The organism is Streptomyces sp. NPDC001070 (assembly GCF_053598835.1).
Window position 1 is genome coordinate 14,590 of record NZ_JBSFLB010000047.1, and the last position, 18,710, is coordinate 33,299.

Below are 18,710 nucleotides of genomic sequence, written 5' to 3' on the forward strand. Positions count from 1 at the left end.
GGCCGACCAGGAGTTCCACCATGTACCGACGCATCATCGTCGCCGTCGACAACAGCGGCGCCGACCACCGTTCCGTCCTCACCGCCACCGAACTGGCCGCGCTCACCGGCGCGTCGGTCCGCGTCCTGCACGTCGACCCGTCCGACGTCGTCTACGACGCGGTCGTCGGGATGGAGGACGACGCGACCGCCCACAAGGTGCTCGACGACGCCGTCGAGACCGTGCGCGGGCGCGGGGTCACGGCCGACGGCGAGCTCGTCGACGGTCTGCTGTCCGACATCGCGGGCGCCATCGCAGACGCCGCCCGTAGATACGACGCCGATCTGATCGTCCTCGGCCCGCACCCGCGCACGCGCCTGGGGGCCTGGCTCTCGCCCCGCATCACCGACGCGGTGGTGCACAACACCCGGATCGCCGTCCTGCTCGTCCCCGGCAAGCCGTGATGTGTCCGGCCGCCCCCATGAGCGCACGGGGAGGGCGGCGTCATCCGCTCCGGCTCGTCCACGGCGAGCCGGAGCCGACGGGGGCCGAACGGCGCGGCCGGCTCGCGCAACTCCTCCGACTCCGTGCGCCTCGTGGAGGTCGCCAAGCCGGCCGGCGCCCGCGCGGCGTACCTGGTGGACTTCGCCGAGGAGATCGACGAGGCCTGGCTGGACGGCGTCACCACGGTCGGCGTCACCTCCGGAGCCTCCGTGCCCGAGGTGCTCGTCGAGCAGGTGCCGGATCCACCGGCTGCCCTGCGCGCCGGCCCTGACGGGACCTCCGGGCACCCCGTCCACGAGCCCCTGAGCGGCGGGAGCCGCACCCCCGAACCACCCCACGGAGACACCACCATGACCACCCCCGCACCCCGCCCGCCCTCGGCCGCGGACAGCCCCGGCGACACGGGAACGGGCACCGGCACCGCCCCTGCCGTGCGGCTCGACCCGTACGCCCGGCGCTTCCTCGACGCCATCGACGCGGCCGGCGGCCCACCGCTGGAGACGCTGAGCCCCCAGGAGGCGCGGGCCCGTGCCGCGGCCGGCGGCGACGCGCCCGCCGACATGCCGCCCGCCGACATCGACGAACGGGAGATCGACGCCGGGCCGGGCCGGTCGGTGCTGCTGCGGGTCGTCCGGCCGGGCGGCGTACGCGGCCCGCTGCCCGTGGTGGTGTACGTCCACGGGGGCGGCTGGGTGCTCGGCGACCGGCACACCTACGACCGCGCGGTGCGCGAACTCGCCCACGCCTCGGGCGCGGCAGTCGTCTTCGTGGAGTACAGCCGCTCCCCCGAGGCCCGCTACCCCACGGCGCTGCGCGAGGTGTACGCCGCGGTGGCGTGGCTCGCCCGGCACGGTGCGGTCCTCGGCCTGGACGGGACCCGGCTGGCCGTCGCCGGTGACAGCGCGGGCGCCAACCTGGCGACCGCGGCGGCGATGCTGGCCGCCCGGCGCGGCGGTCCGGAGCTGCGGGCGCAGGTGCTGTTCTACCCCGCGCTGGACGCGGGCTTCGACACCCCGTCCTACCGGGAGTTCACCGAGGGCTATTTCCTGACGGAGTCTCAGATGCGGTGGTTCTGGGACCAGTACACCGCCGACGCCCCCGTCCGCACCGAGCCGACCGCGGCGCCCGCTCGGGCCACGGCCCGGGACCTGGCGGGACTGCCGCCGACGTTGATCGTCACGGCGGAGGCGGACGTACTGCGCGACGAGGGCGAGGCGTACGCGCGGGCCCTCATGGCGGCGGGTGTCGAGGTGACGGCCGTCCGCTACCTGGGCACCGTCCACTCCTTCACCGCCCAGGACCCGCTGGCCGGCAGCCCGGCCGCCCGGGCCGCCACGGCCCAGGCGGGCTGGCTGCTGCGGCGGGCCCTGGCCGAATACGGGCGCGGCTGAGCACGGCCGGGCCCAGGGAGATCCGAAACACACCGCCAGAAGGAGCACCACCATGCAGCACCGGCACATGCCCCGGTTCCGCCGTACGGCCAGCGTCACCGCCCCCGCCACCGCGCCCGACGGACAGGCGGCGGACCTCCCCAGCGCGTGCGTACCGGACCGGCGACTCCCCTGGGCCTGCCCTGCCGCACGGGTGGGCGGCCCCGCGACCGCCCGCCGGGGCGCCGCGGGGACTCCTCGGGGGGCACGGTGAGCGCCGTGGACCGGGCGACCCGGCAGGCGCCCGGCGAGACACCCGAGGCGGCCGTCCGGCTGTCCGGGGTCGGCAGGACGTACGGCCGCGGGGCCGGTGCCGTCCACGCCCTGCGGGACGTCAGCACGGCCTTCCCGCGCGGTACGTTCACCGCGGTCATGGGCCCCTCGGGCTCCGGCAAGAGCACCCTGCTGCACTGCGCCGCCGGGCTGGACCGGCCGACCTCGGGCACCGTGTGCCTGGGGACCGCGGACCTCACCCGCATGGGAGAGACGCAGCTCACCAAGGTGCGCCGGGAGCGGGTGGGCTTCGTCTTCCAGGCGTTCAACCTCATGCCCTCGCTGACGGTCGGGCAGAACATCACCCTGCCGCTGCGCCTCGCGGGCCGGCGGGCGGACCGTGCCTGGCTCCAGGAGATCGTCAACCGGGTGGGCCTCGCCGACCGCACGGGCCACCGGCCCGCCGAGCTGTCCGGCGGGCAGCAGCAGCGGGTCGCCATCGCGCGGGCCCTGGTGACCAGGCCCGACGTGATCTTCGCGGACGAGCCGACCGGCGCCCTCGACCCGGACACCGCCCGCGACATCCTCGGCCTGCTGCGGACGGCGGTGGCCGAGCTCGGTCAGACGGTGATCATGGTGACGCACGATCCCGTCGCCGCCGCGCACACCGACGCCGCCGTCTTCCTCGCGGACGGGCGGATCGCCGGGCACCTGGCGGCGCCGACGTCCGACGAGGTCGCCCGGCGGCTCTCCGGACTGCGGAGCGCCGTCCGGTGATCATCCTCGCCCTGCGCACCCTGCGCGCCCGCGCCGGCGGCTTCGCCGGCACCTTCGTCGCCCTGCTGCTCGCCTCGACGATGCTCGGCACCTGCGGTGTCCTGCTGGAGTCGGGACTGCGCTCGACCCCGCCCGCCGAGCGCTACGCCGGGGCGTCCGTCGTCGTCTCCGGCCGCGACCGCGCCGAGATACGGGTGCACACGGCGGGGGGCGGGGACCGCACCGCGTCGCAGCCGCTCACCGAACGCGTCCGCCTACCGGAGGGGCTGCGCGAACGGATCGCGGCCGTGCCCGGCGCGAACGGCGTCGTGGCCGACATCGGCTTCCCCGCCCGGGTCGTCGGGGGCGGCCAGGCCGCCGCCGACGGGCCGCCCCAGCTGGGGCACAACTGGTCCGGGGCCCGGCTGGGCCCCTTCACCCTGGTCGCGGGCCACGCGCCGCGCGACGCCGGGGACGTCGTCCTGGACAGGGCCCTGGCCCGGCGTTCGGGGGTCGGCGCCGGGGACACCGTGACGCTGGCGACCCGGTCCGCTCCCCGGCGGTACCGGGTCGCGGGCGTCGTGGATCCGGGCCCGGGTGTCCGGACGGCGCGCCAGTCCGCCTTGTTCTTCACCGACGCGACGGCCGCGCGGCTGGCCGGGCACCCGGGCGCCGTCGACGCCTTCGGCGTGCCGGCCGCGAGCTCCGGACCGGGCGCCGACGAGCTGGCGGACCGGATCAGCACGGCGCTGGACGACCCGTCCCTGTCGGTGCGCACCGGTGAGGGCCGGGGCCGGGCGGAGTTCCTCGACACGGTGGCAGCCGGCTCGGCGCTGACCCTGCTGGCGGGCTCCTTCGGGGGCACGGTCTTCATCGTCGCCGTCCTCGTCGTCACGAGCACGCTCGCCCTGTCCGTACAGCACCGCAAGCGCGAGGTGGCCCTGCTCCGCGCCGTGGGCGCGACGCCGGGCCAGGTACGGCGCATGGTCGGCCTGGAGGCTACGGCCGTGGCGGTGGTCGCGGGAGTCCTCGGCTGGCCCCTGGTGCCGGTCGTGGTGCGGTGGATGCGTGACCGCTTCGCGGGCCACGGGATCGTCCCGCCCGGCTTCGAGCCGGTCGTCGGGCCGCTCCCCGCGGTCGGCGCGCTGGTCGTCACGGTGCTGACCGCCCTGGTGGCTGCGGTGTCGGCGTCGCGCAGGGCGAGCCGCATCCGCCCGACGGAGGCCCTCGGCGAGGCGGCGGTGGAGCGTCCGGTCCTCGGCCGGGGCCGCGCGATCACAGGGGCGGTACTGCTGGTGCTCTCGCTGGGCGCCTTCGCCACCGGTCTCGGTCAGCGGGGCGACTTCGCCACGCTCGCCAATCTGGCCAACACCCTCGTGCTGCTGCTGGTGATCACCCTCGCCGTGCTCGGCCCGGCCGTCGCCCGTATGGCGATGCGGCTGCTCGGCCCCGTGATGCGCGTGTCGCGGGTCGGCGGTCACCTGGCGGCGGCGAACACCCGGGCCAACGCCGTCCGGCTGGCCGGAGCCGTCACGCCCCTGGTGCTGGCGGTGTCCTTCGCCGCCACCGTCGTGTTCGCCCAGACCACCGCGCTGGACGCGGCCGCCCGGCAGACCCGCGCGGGCACGGTCGCCGACCACGTCGTCACCTCGCCGCACGGGCTCCCGCCCGAGGTGGCCGAGCGGGCCCGCCGGCTGCCCGGTGTGGAGGCCGCCACCGCCCTCGTACGGTCCAAGGTCGTCGCCCGGAGCAGGCAGCTGGGCAGCGAGTCGGCGATCTCGCTGTCCGCGCAGGGCGTATCGCCGCGGGGGCTGCGTCACACGCTCGACCTGGACGTCCGCGAGGGCGGCACAACGCGCCTGGGCCCCGGCACCGTGGCCATGAGCACCACCGCCGCCTCGTGGCTGGGCCTGGGCCTCGGCGACACCGCCGAGCTGCGGCTCGGCGACGGCACGCCCGTGAAGGCGAAGGTCGTGGCGGTGTACGGCCGCGGCCTCGGCTTCGCCGACCTCACCCTCGCCCATGAGCAGCTGCTCCCCCACACCACCGCGGGCATGGACGAGTCCGTCCTGGTACGCGGCGCCCCCGGCGTGTCCGGCACCCGGCTCGCGGCGGAGCTGGCCGCGCTCGCCGGGCGCTATCCCGGCACCGGCGTCCAGGACAGGCTCGCCCTCCACGACCGGCTGGAGGAGCAGGAGGCGAACGCGTGGGTGAACTACCTGCTGGCCGGCATGGTGATCGTCTACACGGGCATCACCGTGGTGAACACTCTGGCCATGAACACCTCGGTCCGCCGCCGCGAATTCGCGCTGCTGCGACTGGTGGGCGGTACCCCCGGGCAGGTGCGGCGCATGATGCGCTGGGAGAGCGGGGCCGTCGTCCTCACCGGTGTCGGCCTGGGCACCGCGGCCGCCGCGCTGCCTCTGGTCCTGGTCTCCTACGCGCTGACCGGCTCGCCGGTGCCGCACGTGCCGGCGCTCGCCTACCTGGCGATCGCCGGCGGGACGGGAGCGCTCGCCTTCGGCGCGCCGCTCGTGTCCACCTGGCTGTCCCTGCGCGTACGGCCGGTCACGGCCGCCGGAACGAAGGAATGAGAGTGACCCTCCGCGTGAACCCCCACAAGCCCTCCGGCACCTCCCCCTCCGTACCGCCGCACCGCGTCCTGGTCCTGCTGTTCGAAGGGCTGCAGCTGATGGACGTGACAGGTCCGCTGGACGTGTACGCGGCGGCCAACGAGTACGGCGCGAACTACGTGATGAACACCGTCTCGCCGGACGGGCAGCCCGTCACCACCACCGCGGGGCTGCGGCTGGTGCCGGACCTGGCGCTGGACGAGGTGGACTTCGCCGTCGACACCCTCGTCATCCCCGGGCGCCCCGACTGGTGGGCGGCGGTCTCCGACACCGCGCTCGTCGAGGGCATCACCCGCCTGGCCGACCGCTCCCGCACCGTCGCCTCGGTCTGCGCGGGCGCCTTCCCGCTGGCCGCCACGGGACTGCTGAACGGGCGGCGGGCCGCGACGCACTGGCGGCTGGCGGACGATCTCGCCGCCCGCTACCCCGAGGTGGAGGTGGACTGCGACGCGATCTTCGTACGGGACGGCCGCTTCATCACCTCGGCGGGCATCAGCGCGGGCATCGACCTGACGCTGTCCCTCGTCGAGTCCGACCTCGGACCGGACGTCGCGCGGAAGGCCGCCAAGTTCCTGGTCGTCTTCATGGCCCGGCCGGGCGGGCAGTCGCAGTTCAGCGTGCGGCAGAGCCCGAAGCACCCCGCGCACTCGGTGCTGCGCGAGGTGCTCGACCAGGTGACCGCCGAGCCGTCGGGGGACCACAGCCTGCCCGCCCTGGCGGCCCGGGCGGGGGTGAGTTCACGCCACCTGACCCGGCTCTTCCGCACCGAGACGGGCGGCACGGCCGCCGAATACGTCGAACGCATCCGGGTCGAGGCCGCACAGGCGCTGCTCGAGGCCGGCAACGACGCCCTCGACACGGTGGCACGGCGCAGCGGCTTCGGCTCGGAGGAGACCATGCGGCGGGCCTTCCGGCGCCGGCTGGGCGTCAGCCCGGGCGCGTACCGGGACCGCTTCCGCACCACCCGGCCGCACGGCACCCCCGCGGAGTGACGGGGCGGGGCGGGGGACCGGGCGCGGGACCACCGGGGACTACTCCGCCCAGGGGGACCGGAGGATGGTGTCGACGAAGTTCCCGCGGACGAATCCCGGCACGAAGCGCTCCAGGACGTCGGCCTTGACGTTGCCGAACGTGGTGTCGGGGCGCGGCGCGATGCCGTGGGTGAACTCCTTGAGGATGTTGTTCTTGAAGTCGGGCCGGGGGTGGACCGCGACGACCGCCTCCCGCTGCTCCGGGGTGATCTCGTCGTACCCGAAGCCGAGGACGTCGACCTCGACACCGGAGGTGACCAGCGCGATCTCGGGCGCCATGTGCCACGGGATCTCCGGCGTGGTGTGCAGGGCGATCGCCTCCCACACCAGCCGGGCCCCGTCCTCCGGCACGCCGTGGTCCAGCAGGAAGCGGCGGGCCTCGTCGGCGCCGTCGATCTCGAAGCGCTGGTCCGTCCGGGCGTAGCCCTCGGTCAGCCCCAGATCGTGGAAGAGGGCGCCGACGTACAGCAGCTCCGGATCGTAGTCCCAGCCGCGGTTGCGGCCGCGTATCGACGCCCAGAAGAACACCCGGCGGGAGTGGTGGAAGACCACGTCGTCGGCGGCCTTGCGCACCAGTGCGGTGGCCTCCGCCACGAGCCGGGTCTGGGGTACCTCGATGTCCGCGATGATTTCAGCCACGTCGAATCTCCTGACGGATTCTCCGGATTCCGCCGGCGCCCGGACGGGCGCCCGGCACCGATGGACCCATCCTCGGGCGTGGCCGCGGGCCCCGCCGGATGCCGGACGGACGCGGGGCCCTCGGAACGGGACACGCGCCCGGCCGTCTCCGGCGGGGCGGGCTCAGGACTCGTCGGCGAGTTCCGCGATGACCTGTGCGTGGCACAGTTCGGGCACGCACCAGCAGCCCAGTCTGCGGCCGCGCAGTCCGGGCAGCATGGCGAGCAGGTCGGGGCGGCCCAGGAGGTGCTCGCGGTACTTGTCGAGGACCTCCTGACGGGTGCCGTCGGGCCCGGGCCGGTAAGGGCTGGCCAGCGGGGAGCCGGCCAGGTGCCATCCGCCGCGGTGCATCGGGCGGCCCACGTAGACGACGTCCGCGTACTCGGGGTCGTCGCGGTGACCCTTCAGATTGACGACGGTGGTCCTGTCCTGGGTCTGGCTCATGCCCTCTTCCTTCCCGGGTCCGGGGCTCCGACAGCCGTCAGGGGAGCTTTGCCGCGAGCACGTCGACGGGACGGATGTCCGGCGGCGTCCGGAGCATCGTCGCGGCCGCCGCCATCAGGGCGGCGGCGATGCGGCCCCGCAGGTGGCCGGTGCGGCCCGCCTCGTCCTCGAAGGTGTCGAAGACGCCGAAGGTGGTGGCGTCCTCGCGGAACGCGAACCAGGTGACCGTGTGCTCCTCCTCGCGGGCCGCCGCCAGCGCGTCGCGCAGCATGGCCGCGACCTCCTCGGCGTGCTCGGGCTTGGCCTCGATGCGGGCCAGCAGGCCGATCTTCGTCATCGTGTGTGCTCCGTGTGGTGGTGGGTGTGATCCGTCCTGACACCGGAAACCTATGCGGCGCGACGGCCCTCCCCCCAGCGTCGGAAACGACACGTTGGATACCGTTTCCGTCATGGATATCGCGGTGGTGGCCTACGACGGTGTGTTCGACTCGGGTCTCTCGGCGGTCCTCGACGTGGTCGAGGCGGCGAACGCCATGCGCGGTGAGCTCCCGCAGCCCCCGCCCGCCTGGAACGTCACGACGGTCGGCCCGCGCCGCCGGGTCCGCACCGGTGCCGGGCACCTCGTGGCGGCGGCTCCCGTCGCGGAGGCCGAGGGCGCGGACCTGGTGCTCGTCCCGGCCCTCGCGGAGCGGCGGCCGGACGCCCTCGTCGAACGGGTGTCGGGCCGCGAGACGGCCGCTGTGCGGCGTCTGGTCGCGGCCACCCGCGAGCGCGGCACGCCGGTCGCCTCGGCCTGCACGGGCACCTTCCTGCTCGCGGAGTCCGGCGTGCTGGACGGACGGCGCGCGACGACCAGCTGGTGGCTGGCCCCGGTCTTCCGGCAGCGCTACCCGGCCGTCACGGTCGACGAGACCCGCATGGTCACCAGCTGCGACGGCGTCACGACGGCGGGCGCTGCCTTCGGCCACGTCGACCTCGCCCTGGCGGTGGTCCGTATGACGAGCCCGGCACTGGCCGATCTCGTCGCCCGCTACCTGGTCGTCGACGAGCGCCCGTCGCAGTCGGCGTACACCATCCCCAGCGCGCTGGCGCAGAGCGATCCGACGGTGGCCGCCTTCGAGCGGTGGGTGCGGCTGCGCCTGGAGGAGCCGCTCAGCATCGCGGAGGCCGCCCGCGCCCTGGGCGTCGGCGAGCGCACCCTGCAGCGCGCGGTGCGGCGGGTCCTAGGTGTCTCCCCGGTCCGCTTCGTACAGGACCTGCGCGTGGAACAGGCCACGCACCTGCTGCGCACCACCGACCTCCCGGTCGAGGTCGTCGCCCGGCGCGTCGGCTACGAGCACGCCAACACCCTGCGCGTCCTGCTCCGCGACCGCGCGGGCACGACCGCCGGCGCCCTGCGCGGCCGGTAGCCCGCCGAATGCGGCGGTTGCTGACGCGCGGTTCCCACGGGCCCGCCTGTACGGTGCGGGACCGTGGGCACGGACATCTACGGCGGCATCGAGTTCCGGCATCCGCTCGCCGGTACGGAGTTCTACGACGGCGAACCGTGGATCGCGGCGATGGACCTGTGGCCGCTGTACGACGAGACCGACTACGCGGCGTTCGGCTGTCTGTTCGGGGTGCGCAACGACGCCGGGTTCCGGCCCCTGGCGGCGGGCCGTGGCCTGCCGCCGGACCTGTCCGGCGGGCTCCGGGAGCACCTGGCGGAGCCGGTGGCCGCCGGGCACATGAACGGGGCGAGCTGGGTCGGCTGGGCCGAGCTCTCCGCCCTCGACCCCGCCTCCGCCCCCGCGCACTTCGTCGGGCGGCTGACCTGGTCCCGGCCGTCGAGACCGAGCCTGCTGCGGCAGTGCCTCGTACCGGCCGTGTGGCCCCCGGAGGTGGTCGCGGCGGTGGGGCCGCGGCCGGCGGAACTCGACAGCGCCGCCCGGCCCTTCACCTGGTCCACCCCTGATGGGGAACGGCGGTACGAGCCGCTGACCGCGGGGAGTGTCCTCGGCGAGGGCACGCACTGGCCGCATGTGTTCGCCGTCATGGAAGCCCTCGCGGGCCGCTTCGGCGCGGACGGGGTCCGGCTGGTCGTGGCCTTCGACTGACGCCGGGGCGTCCTACGCTGAGGGTGTGATCACCCAGCGGCACGGTCCCGCGGCCGCGGTCCCGGCCGTGGCGTGGTCGCTGCTGGCGGTGTTCCTGCTGGCGGTGACCGCGTTCACCGCGGCTCACGGCGCGTACGAGACCGGGGTGATCGGCCGTGAGGCGCGGGTCCTGCTCACCGAGTGCGACGAACACCCCGAACGCGGTCGCGCCCCCATGCAGTGCACGGGACGGCCGCTGGGCGCCGCGGCGGCGCGGGATCCGTCGCCGGACCCGGTGACCGTGCGGTACGCGGGCAGGCCGGGGCAGGTGGTGGACGTGGTACGGACGGCGTGGGGAACGTACATGGCGACGGACCGGGGTTCCGGGGCCCGGGCGACGGCGGTCCTCGCCGTGCTGGTGCCGTTCACCACGGCCGTGGTGTGCGGCTGTGCCGCCGTCCGGCGGGCGCGCGGAGCGGCGCGTGGCGGGGCACGCGGCGCGGCGCGTCAGGGGCGGACGTAGCGCAGGACGCCGAGCATGGCGTTCTCGGGGAGGTCGTCCTCCGGGTCGGCGACGCAGGCGTCGAGCTGTTTGCGCAGGGCGTCCGCGTCGAGCCCGGAACCGATCATGACCAGCCGGGTGGCGCGGGAATCGCCGCGGGCCCAGACGGAGGGCAGGAAGCGCAGGAAGCCCCCGACTGCGTGCAGGGTGTACTTCTGCCGGTGGGCGGGGGCGGCGAAGCGGATGAAGCCCTTCATCCGGTAGAGCCCGGCGGGCCGGCTGTCGAGGAAGTCCATCAGCCGGCGCGGGTGCAGCGGCGCGGCGGAGGTGAACTCGACGCTCTCGTAGGCCGCGTGGAGGTGGCCGGAGTGGTCTCCGGCCCCGTGGTCGTGCTCCTGGCCGTGGTCGTCCTCGTGCTCGTGGTCGTCGTCCGCGTACAGCTCCTCGAACGACAGCTGGCGGGCGGCCGCGTCGTCCGCCGGGCGCGGCCGGGGGTCGAAGAGGAGGGCGGGGTCGACGCACCCGTGGGCGGCCTCGACAAGGGGGGTGCCGGGGGCGATGGCCGCCAGTGCGCCGCGGACCCGGTCGCGGGCGACGGCGCCGACCCGGTCGGTCTTGTTGAGGACGACGAGGTCGGCGGCACGCACATGGCGGTCGAGTTCGGGGTGCCGGGCGCGGACGGCCTCGAACTCGGCGGCGTCGACGACCTCGACGAGCCCGCCGTAGGTGATGGCGGTGTTGGTGCTGGCCAGCAGCAGCCGGATCATGCCCTGGGGTTCGGCCAGACCGCTCGCCTCGATGACGATGACGTCGATCCGCGCCTGCGGCCGGGAGAGCCGGGCGAGCATGTCGTCCATCTCGGTGGCGTCCACCGCGCAGCACAGGCAGCCGTTGTCGAGGGCGACCATGGAATCGACCTGGCCGGCCACGGACAGCGCGTCGATGTTGATGCTGCCGAAGTCGTTGACGATCGCGCCGATGCGGGTGCCACCGCTGTTGCGCAGCAGGTGGTTGAGGAGCGTGGTCTTTCCCGAGCCCAGGAATCCCGCGAGGACGACGACCGGAATCCGTTGCTTGGCCAAGGCTTCCTCCGGGTACGGGCTGCCGGCCACTCATCGTAAGCCCGGCGCACCCAGCACTGCTTCGTGCGGGTGAAAGGCCGCCCGCGGCAGAACCGCCGCGGGCGCCGCGCTGTCTTCCGCCGCGTCCACGGGGACGGCCGTACGACGGAGGAGGCACCCATGGCCGAGGGAGCGGACAGCGCGCCGGTGGCGGACGGCGGCACGGTGCTGGTGTGCATCGCGGCGGAGGACGAGGAGACGGCGTACCGCACCGTCGACCTGATCTCCACGCGGCATCGGGCGACGGAGCCGCACCCGCGGCGCACCCGCGGGGGCCTGGAGGCGTGCGCGCTCCGGGCGCAGACGCTCCGCGTACCGGGGGACGGCCGGAGGGGTACGCCCGGCCGTCGCCGACCTGCGGCGGCACAAGGGGTGTTGACGGCGCGTCGTGAACCGGTCGCGCCCTGTCGCGAAAGGCCGGAACGGGGCACCATCGAACACATGGCGCCATCCTCGGGTTGCGATGTCTGCGGGCGGGAGGACGAGACCGTCCGCGACTGCGGCATTCGCCATCTCCCGCTCGCCGTGTGCGACGCGTGCTTCGCGGACATGGCGCGGGCCCGGCGCGGCCCGCTGCCGCGTCCGTTGGACGGCGGGGAGGTGATGGCCGCCGTACTGGAGGCGCTTCACGAGGACAGCCGCCGCTCCTCCTGAGCGGGGGCGGGCGGATCGGCGAAGGTCGAGGGGAACACGGCCCGGGCGCGGCCCGCCCCGACCGGCACGGAACGGGCCCGGTGCGGGTCGGCGGCGGACAGCCCCTCGGCGCGCAGGGCCACGGCCCGCACGGGGGCGCCGTGCGGACCGAGGGCCTCGTGCATCGCATAGGCGGCCTCGGCGAGCTCGCCCGGGTCCGAGGTGGGCTCCGGCAGGGTCCGGCTGCGGCTGACGGACGACCCTCCGGCGAGCCGGATGGTCAGGGTGAGGCCGCTCGCCGTCCGGCCGGTGCTGCGCAGCCGGTCGCCGAGGCCGAGGCCGAGTTCGAGGACGGCGCGGCTCAGCGCGCCCCGGTCGGTGGCGTCCGCGGTGAAGAGGCGGTCGGCGGCGAGCGAGCCCGGTGGATGCTCGGGGGTGATCGGGGCGGGGTCGAGGCCGTGCGCGCGCTCCCAGACACCGCGCCCGGGGGCGGCGCCGAGGATCGCCTGGATGTCGGGCAGGGGGGCGGCGGCGACCTTGCCGGCGGTCTCCAGCCCGGCCGCGACCAGCGCGCGGACGGCCTCCGGGGTGATCCCGGGGAGGGCCGCGACCGGCTTGGCGCGCAGGAAGTCGGCGACGGCCCGCGGGTGCGCGTCGACGGCGCGGATGCGGCCGACGAGGACGTCGTACGAAGCCATGGCGGCGACCGTCCGGCTGCCCGCGACTCCGATCGTGAGGCTCACGTCGTACAGGGCCGAGGCCCGGGTGCTGATCATCAGGGCGAGCTGCTCGGGCAGCAGCCCGTAGAAGCTCACCGCGGAGCGCACGTCGGCCACGACCGCGTCCGGCGGCTCGGCGCGTACGACGGGGGTGAACTGGCCGACGAGCCCGGCCAGCGCGGCGAGCGTCGCCGGATCGGTCCCGCCGCAGCGGATGTAGAGCACGCAGGGCCCGGGGTCCTGGTGCGGCTCGGCCTCGACCATGGTCTGCCCGCCTCCACCTTTGTTCGAACAACTGCTCGAATTCGAGTGTAGGGCATTCCGGGGCCCCGCGTCCGGCTCATAGGGTGCGTCGCATGACCCTGACCGCCGTGCAACGCCGAGCCCTTCTGGAGTCCGACGCGAACACCGGTCAGCTGAACGCGCGCGAGGCGACCTGCGCCGCGCTGGCCCGGCAGGGCCTCGCGGTGCGGTACGGGCGCGCCGGCGGCTACTACCTCACCCAGGAGGGCCGCCGGGTCCGCACCGACCTGGCCCGGATCGAACCCGCCCACCCGGAGCGCCCGGAACCGGCCGCACCCTCACCCTCGCCCCCACCCGCCCCGGAGCGCGGTTTCGCGGCCGACGACGGCCGCGGCACGGGGACGGCGCCCCGGGGCCGCGCCGACGAGGTCGCCGCCGCCTGGTCGGGCCTGCTGGAGATCCGCCGCGTCCTGCAGGACGGCGACGCGACGCGGCCGGCACCCTGGGAGCGCGAACGGTACGTCCACGCCGTCGCGCTGGCCCTGGAGGCCGCCTGCCGGCCCCCGTCCGCGCGCGACGCGGCCGGGCGTCCGTCGGTCATCGGGTACGCCGTCACACCCTCCGCCCAGAGCGGGGTCGCCGAGGTCTCCTGGCACGTCCCCGCCGGCGCGGCACCGGGCGCCGCCGAGTCCGCGCTGGCCGGGTGCCAGGCCGTGCTGGAGGCGCACGGCTGGCAGTGCACGCTCCATCACGACCGCAGGCGGCGGGCCTTCCTGCTGGTCTCGCCCCGCCGGGCCTGAAGGCGCACCATGGAGGCAGCGACCGTAGGAGGTCCGCCATGAAGTCGAAGGACTCGGACGCCGATCCGTACCTCTACGCGGAAACCCCCTCCCAGGCGGAGGGCGAGCGGATCTACGACGCCACCGAGCGCAGCACGATGGAGATCCACCCGGACGTGCCCCGCACGACCCCGTCCCAGGCGGAGGGCGAGCGCACGGACGAGATCCCGCCCCAGTGACCCGGTGGCCCTGTGACCCGGTGACCGGACGGCCGCGCCCGTCCGGCCCTCAGTGATCCCTGCGGGACAGCACCGCCAGGGCCAGGGCGAGTACGGCCAGACCGCCCCACGACAGCGGCGAGGGCCGCTCCCCGAGGACGGCGACCCCGAGCAGCGCGGCCATCGCCGGTTCGGCGAGGGTCAGCGTGGTGGCGACCGAGGCGGGCGTGTGCCGCAGGCCGCGGCCGAACAGCCGGTACGCCAGAAAGGTCGTCAGCACCGCGAGGTGCAGGACCACCCCGGCTCCCCGCACCGTCCCGAGCCACGTCACGCCGGTCGCGAGGAGCACGGGCAGGGTCAGCAGTCCCGCGGCGCCGAAGAGCACCCCCATCACGGCGCCCGGCGCCTGCCCGCGGCCGATGAAGTGAGCGCCGACCAGGGAGTACACGGCGTACGAGAGCCCGGCCAGCGCCGCGAGCCCCACGCCCGCGGCGTCCGTGCGCGCCGCGGGACCCGCGTCCGCGCCGCCGAGCGCGAGCAGCCCGCAGCCGAGGACGGCCACGGCGGTGGCGGCGGCCCACCGGCGGCTCGGGCGGTGCAGGCCCGCCGCCCAGGCCAGCAGCCCGGTGAACACCGGCGCGCTGCCCAGCGCGATGACGGTGGCGACCGCGACGCCGGTACGGGAGACCGCCGGGTAGAAGGAGAGCGGATATCCCGCGACGGCGAGGGCGCCGACCGCCAGCAGCGGCCGGCCGGCACGGCCGGCCGGGCGCAGCAGGGCCGGCACGCCCCGCGCGCAGGCCAGCAGCAGGAGCCCGCCGAGCAGCAGTCCGGCGCCGCCGACCGCGGCGGGCGGCGCCCCGGCGGGCGCGAATGAGGCGGCGGTGCCGGTGGTGCCCCACAGCAGGGCGGCGGCGAGGATCGGCAGCGCGCCGTGCGCGAACCGCGGCCGGGGGGCGACGGGTTCGGGCGCGAGCGGGCGTGCGGAGGCGAGGGCGGGAGTGCGTTCCGGCACGAGGGCGGCCTTTCGTTACGAATCGGAAGAAGCGGATCCGGAACGGGCGCACCGCAACAACCCCGGGCGGCCGGGCGGCCTGCCGGGGGCGGGGGTCTGAGCCGTCAGTGAGTGCGCCCGGTCAGGCGCACAGCGGCGGCAGAACGACGTGCCAGCAGGAATTCACCCGACGATCCTACCGCCGGCGGGGCATGGCAGGGTGAACGCATGCCGATCTCTGATGTCACCGATGAGCACCCCGGGCGGATCATCGACCTGCGCAGCGACACCGTCACCCGGCCCGGGGCGGCCATGCGCCGCGCCATGGCGGAGGCCGAGGTGGGCGACGACGTCTTCGCCGACGACCCCACGGTCAACGCCCTCCAGGACCGGATCGCGGAGCGGCTCGGCTTCGAGGCCGCGCTGTTCGTCTCGTCGGGGACGCAGAGCAACCTGTGCGCGCTGCTGACCCACTGCGGCCGCGGGGACGAGTACATCGCCGGGCAGTCGGCCCATGTGTACCGCTGGGAGGGCGGCGGCGGGGCCGTGCTCGGCGGGATCCAGCCGCAGCCGCTGCCGCACCGGGCGGACGGCACCTTGGACCCGGCCGAGATCGCGGCGGCGGTGAAGCCCGACGACCCGCACTTCCCGCGCACCCGGCTGCTGTGCCTGGAGAACACCATCGGCGGCCGCGTCGTCCCCGTGGACTACCTGCGGACCGCGACCGGTCTGGCGCGCGAGCACGGGCTGGCCACGCACCTCGACGGGGCCCGGCTGTTCAACGCGGCGGTGGCCGCGGGCGGCGACCCGTACGAGCAGGCGCGGCTGATCGCCGGTCACTTCGACAGCGTCTCGGTCTGCTTCAGCAAGGGCCTGGGCGCCCCGGTCGGCTCCGCGCTCCTGGGCACGCGGGAGTTCGTGGCGCGGGCGCTGCGCTGGCGCAAGGCGCTCGGCGGCGGCATGCGGCAGGCGGGGATCCTGGCGGCGGGGGCGCTGTACGCGCTGGAGCACCAGGTGGCGCGGCTCGCCGAGGACCACGCCAACGCCGCGCTGTTCGCGGAGGGGATCAAGGACGTGCCCGGGCTGGTCGTGGGCGGCTCCCGGACCAACATGGTCTTCGCGGAACCGGCGCCGGGGCTGTCCGCCGAGGAGGTGCAGGAACGGCTCGAGCGGCGCGGGCTGCGCTGCGCCGGCTACCCGGGGCGGCTGCGGTTCGTCTTCCACGTGGATGTGTCGCGCGCCGACACGGAGGCGGCGGTGCGCATCGTCCGCGACACCCTGGGCGCCGCGCCGCTCGGCTGACGGGGCGCAGCGCTCCCGACGGTTCGTCCCGCTGCCGCCGCCAAGCGGCGGCCCCGCGTTCCTGACGAGTCGCCATTTCGCTTTCCCGTGCCCCCTGTTCCGCAACCTCCGGTGGCTCCCGGTTGTCCTAGGGGGTGAGGCCGTCATTCGACGGCCTCATCGGGGAAGGGGATGCGATGAGAGCGGGAGCGTCAGCGGGACGACGGGCGGGGGCCGCCCTCGCGGTGGCCGTGATGGCCGTGACACCGGTCGTCGCGGGGGGCGGCACGGCGCAGGCCGCGTCGGCGTGCACGGCGGGCACGGGGCCGTACCAGAAGCAAGTGGAGAACTTCCTGGGACGGCCGGTGGACGGGAAGCAGTCGACGGCCGACTGCAAGGCGATACGCGCCTTCCAGACGAAGTACGGGATATCCCCGAACGCGGGCTACGCGGGGCCCGTGACCTGGGGCGTCATGAAGATCATGAACGCCCAGAAGGCCGCGGGCAGCAATCCCAACAAGGCCGGCAAGTGCCCCACGAACAAGGGGCGGATCGCGTGCGTGGACCTGACGCGGCAGCTGAGCTGGATACAGGACGGAAAGACGCTGAAGTTCGGCCCGGTCCCGGTGCGGACGGGCCGCAACGGCTATGAGACGCGCACCGGCGCCAAGAAGATCTACTGGCGCCACAAGGACCACTGGTCGACGCTCTACAACGTGGCCATGCCCTACAGCCAGTTCTTCGACGGGGGGCAGGCGTTCCACTCGATCGCGGGCAGCGTGTGGTCGCCGCCGGGCTCGCACGGCTGCGTGAACATGCGCAGCGGGGACGCCAAGACGTACTGGAACCTGCTGAAGAACGGTGACGACGTGTACGTGTACGGACGCAAGCCCGGTACGTGACGCGCCGCGGCGCGGGCAGGTGCGGGCGGGCCCGGGCGGAATTCCGCGGGGGCCCGCCCTTCTCTTGGTCCAGACCTCTTGACGGGGTCGAGGGGCGGCAGTTCAATCACGGCGTGAACTAAGCCTTGAACAAAGACGGGTGGGATCTTCGCACCCCACAGCCGCGCCTCCCGTTTATGTCAGGTGCATGACCTTCGCATCCCCACGACCGCCCCGAAAGGCAGCGCCCTGTGAAGGCACTCCCCCCACGTCCTCGCCCACGTCTCCGCGCCCGCGGCCTGCTCGCCGCCGGCGCCGCAGGACTCCTCGCCCTCGCCGCGCTCACCACCGCGGCACCCGCCGGCAGCCCCCTCCCCGCGGCCCCCGCCGCCACCGCCGCCGTCACCACCTTCGCGGACGAGTTCGACGGCCCGGCCGGCAGCGCCGTCGACGGCGGCAAGTGGCAGATCGAGACCGGCGACAACGTCAACAACCACGAGCGGCAGTACTACACCGCAGGCAACCGCAACGCGGCCCTCGACGGCCAGGGCCACCTCGTCATCACCGCCCGCAAGGAGAACCCCGCCGGATACCAGTGCTGGTACGGCAGCTGCCAGTACACCTCCGCCCGCCTCAACACCGCCGGCCGCTTCACCACCACCTACGGCCACGTCGAGACCCGGATGAAGATCCCACGGGGCCAGGGCATGTGGCCCGCCTTCTGGATGCTGGGCAACGACATCGGCGACATCGGCTGGCCCGCCAGCGGCGAGATCGACATCATGGAGAACGTCGGCTTCGAGCCCGGCACCGTCCACGGCACGCTCCACGGCCCCGGCTACTCCGGCTCCGGGGGCATCGGCGCCGGCTACACCCTCCCGGGCGGCCAGGCCTTCGCCGACGCCTTCCACACCTTCGCCGTCGACTGGAGCCCGGACTCCATCAGCTGGTCCGTCGACGGCACCGTCTACCAGCGGCGCACCCCCGCCGACCTCGGCGGTCTCCAGTGGGTGTTCAACAAGCCGTTCTTCGTCATCCTCAACCTCGCGGTGGGCGGCTACTGGCCGGGCGACCCCGACGCCAGCACCTCCTTCCCGCAGCAGCTGGTCGTCGACTACGTCCGCGTCACCACCTCCGACGGAGGCGGGGGCGGTGGTACGACGGGCCGCATCACCGGTCTGGCCGGCAAGTGCGTCGACGTCGCCGGCGCCAACCCCGCCAACGGCACCCCCGTCCAGCTCTACGACTGCAACGGCACCGCCGCCCAGCAGTGGACCGCGGCCTCCGACGGCACCCTGCGCGCCCTGGGCAAGTGCCTGGACGTCAAGGACTTCGGCACCGCCGACGGCTCCCAGCTCCAGCTGTGGGACTGCGCGGGAAGCACCAACCAGAAGTGGGTCCTGACCGGGGCCCGCGACATCGTCAACCCGCAGGCGAACAAGTGCCTGGACGTCACCGGCAACAACTCGGCCAACGGCACCCGGCTGCAGCTGTGGACCTGCACGGGCGCCGCCAACCAGAAGTGGACGCTGACACCCTGATTCCCCCGGCGCCCGGTCTCCGGCGACTTCGGGTGACAATGCCGGGGTGCCTGGT

20 protein-coding genes are annotated in these 18,710 nt (G+C 74.8%); 14 read left to right on the forward strand and 6 right to left on the reverse strand.

Translation table 11 applies throughout. The annotated features are described in order from the left end of the window. Positions 1–20: 20 nt before the first annotated feature. The 5 genes from ACWDAS_RS37410 (at position 21) to ACWDAS_RS37430 (ending at position 6,507) form a co-directional block, all read left to right on the forward strand. Positions 21–443: a universal stress protein gene (locus tag ACWDAS_RS37410; protein ID WP_450399868.1), complete on the forward strand. Its 423-nt coding sequence runs from the start codon at positions 21–23 to the stop codon at positions 441–443. 42 nt (positions 444–485) lie between these two features. Next, the gene (locus tag ACWDAS_RS37415; RefSeq protein ID WP_450399947.1) at positions 486–1,874 is read left to right on the forward strand and encodes an alpha/beta hydrolase fold domain-containing protein; all 1,389 of its coding nucleotides are present in this window, start codon (positions 486–488) and stop codon (positions 1,872–1,874) included. 258 nt (positions 1,875–2,132) lie between these two features. Next, the gene (locus tag ACWDAS_RS37420) at positions 2,133–2,903 is read left to right on the forward strand and encodes an ABC transporter ATP-binding protein (protein ID WP_450399871.1); all 771 of its coding nucleotides are present in this window, start codon (positions 2,133–2,135) and stop codon (positions 2,901–2,903) included. Further along, on the forward strand, positions 2,900–5,476 hold the full coding sequence (locus tag ACWDAS_RS37425; protein WP_450399874.1) for an FtsX-like permease family protein: 2,577 nt from the start codon (positions 2,900–2,902) through the stop codon (positions 5,474–5,476). The genes ACWDAS_RS37420 and ACWDAS_RS37425 overlap by 4 nt, the downstream gene beginning before the upstream one ends. A gap of 2 nt (positions 5,477–5,478) precedes the next feature. Continuing rightward, the gene (locus tag ACWDAS_RS37430) at positions 5,479–6,507 is read left to right on the forward strand and encodes a GlxA family transcriptional regulator (protein WP_450399875.1); all 1,029 of its coding nucleotides are present in this window, start codon (positions 5,479–5,481) and stop codon (positions 6,505–6,507) included. A gap of 39 nt (positions 6,508–6,546) precedes the next feature. Here ACWDAS_RS37430 and ACWDAS_RS37435 read toward each other — a convergent pair whose 3' ends face one another. From ACWDAS_RS37435 to ACWDAS_RS37445, 3 genes are all read right to left on the reverse strand, one after another. Next, complete coding sequence (locus ACWDAS_RS37435; RefSeq protein WP_450399877.1) at positions 6,547–7,185, reverse strand: HD domain-containing protein; 639 nt, start codon at positions 7,183–7,185, stop codon at positions 6,547–6,549. A 162-nt stretch (positions 7,186–7,347) separates the two neighbouring features. Continuing rightward, the gene (locus tag ACWDAS_RS37440; protein ID WP_450399880.1) at positions 7,348–7,668 is read right to left on the reverse strand and encodes a DUF4326 domain-containing protein; all 321 of its coding nucleotides are present in this window, start codon (positions 7,666–7,668) and stop codon (positions 7,348–7,350) included. A gap of 37 nt (positions 7,669–7,705) precedes the next feature. Next, positions 7,706–8,005, reverse strand: coding sequence for a putative quinol monooxygenase (locus ACWDAS_RS37445; RefSeq protein WP_450399882.1), 300 nt, complete (start codon positions 8,003–8,005; stop codon positions 7,706–7,708). A gap of 112 nt (positions 8,006–8,117) precedes the next feature. Between ACWDAS_RS37445 and ACWDAS_RS37450 the strand changes: the two genes are divergently transcribed. From ACWDAS_RS37450 to ACWDAS_RS37460, 3 genes are all read left to right on the forward strand, one after another. Continuing rightward, positions 8,118–9,077, forward strand: a complete 960-nt coding sequence (locus ACWDAS_RS37450; protein ID WP_450399885.1) for a GlxA family transcriptional regulator — start codon at positions 8,118–8,120, stop codon at positions 9,075–9,077. A gap of 63 nt (positions 9,078–9,140) precedes the next feature. Beyond that, entirely contained in the window at positions 9,141–9,764 is a 624-nt protein-coding gene (locus tag ACWDAS_RS37455; protein ID WP_450399887.1) for a hypothetical protein, read from the forward strand. A gap of 25 nt (positions 9,765–9,789) precedes the next feature. Next, positions 9,790–10,266, forward strand: a complete 477-nt coding sequence (locus ACWDAS_RS37460) for a hypothetical protein (RefSeq protein ID WP_450399888.1) — start codon at positions 9,790–9,792, stop codon at positions 10,264–10,266. Here the strand turns inward: ACWDAS_RS37460 and ACWDAS_RS37465 are convergent. Next, entirely contained in the window at positions 10,251–11,327 is a 1,077-nt protein-coding gene (locus ACWDAS_RS37465) for a CobW family GTP-binding protein (protein WP_450399890.1), read from the reverse strand. The genes ACWDAS_RS37460 and ACWDAS_RS37465 overlap by 16 nt on opposite strands. 159 nt (positions 11,328–11,486) lie before the next feature. Here ACWDAS_RS37465 and ACWDAS_RS37470 point away from each other — a divergent pair, with 159 nt between their 5' ends. Next, complete coding sequence (locus tag ACWDAS_RS37470) at positions 11,487–12,020, forward strand: hypothetical protein (protein WP_450399893.1); 534 nt, start codon at positions 11,487–11,489, stop codon at positions 12,018–12,020. On the opposite strand, the gene ACWDAS_RS37475 is transcribed toward ACWDAS_RS37470, so the two are convergent. Beyond that, positions 11,993–12,982, reverse strand: a complete 990-nt coding sequence (locus tag ACWDAS_RS37475; RefSeq protein ID WP_450399896.1) for a DNA polymerase Y family protein — start codon at positions 12,980–12,982, stop codon at positions 11,993–11,995. The genes ACWDAS_RS37470 and ACWDAS_RS37475 overlap by 28 nt on opposite strands. Before the next feature lie 92 nt (positions 12,983–13,074). On the opposite strand from ACWDAS_RS37475, the gene ACWDAS_RS37480 reads away from it, so the two are divergent. Together ACWDAS_RS37480 and ACWDAS_RS37485 are read left to right on the forward strand one after the other, a co-directional pair. After that, on the forward strand, positions 13,075–13,761 hold the full coding sequence (locus tag ACWDAS_RS37480) for a hypothetical protein (protein WP_450399899.1): 687 nt from the start codon (positions 13,075–13,077) through the stop codon (positions 13,759–13,761). A 38-nt stretch (positions 13,762–13,799) separates the two neighbouring features. Further along, complete coding sequence (locus ACWDAS_RS37485) at positions 13,800–13,979, forward strand: hypothetical protein (RefSeq protein ID WP_450399901.1); 180 nt, start codon at positions 13,800–13,802, stop codon at positions 13,977–13,979. Between the two features lie 49 nt (positions 13,980–14,028). On the opposite strand, the gene ACWDAS_RS37490 is transcribed toward ACWDAS_RS37485, so the two are convergent. Next, a complete protein-coding gene (locus ACWDAS_RS37490) occupies positions 14,029–14,973 on the reverse strand; it encodes a DMT family transporter (protein ID WP_450399903.1) in 945 nt (314 codons plus the stop codon). Between the two features lie 207 nt (positions 14,974–15,180). Between ACWDAS_RS37490 and ltaE the strand changes: the two genes are divergently transcribed. The 3 genes from ltaE to ACWDAS_RS37505 all read left to right on the forward strand — a co-directional run bounded on the left by ltaE (position 15,181) and on the right by ACWDAS_RS37505 (position 18,655). Continuing rightward, complete coding sequence (gene ltaE / locus ACWDAS_RS37495; protein ID WP_450399905.1) at positions 15,181–16,254, forward strand: low-specificity L-threonine aldolase; 1,074 nt, start codon at positions 15,181–15,183, stop codon at positions 16,252–16,254. Positions 16,255–16,487: 233 nt separating this feature from the next. Beyond that, positions 16,488–17,135, forward strand: a complete 648-nt coding sequence (locus ACWDAS_RS37500; protein WP_450399907.1) for a L,D-transpeptidase family protein — start codon at positions 16,488–16,490, stop codon at positions 17,133–17,135. 230 nt (positions 17,136–17,365) lie between these two features. Next, a complete protein-coding gene (locus ACWDAS_RS37505) occupies positions 17,366–18,655 on the forward strand; it encodes an RICIN domain-containing protein (protein WP_450399910.1) in 1,290 nt (429 codons plus the stop codon). Positions 18,656–18,710: the final 55 nt, after the last annotated feature.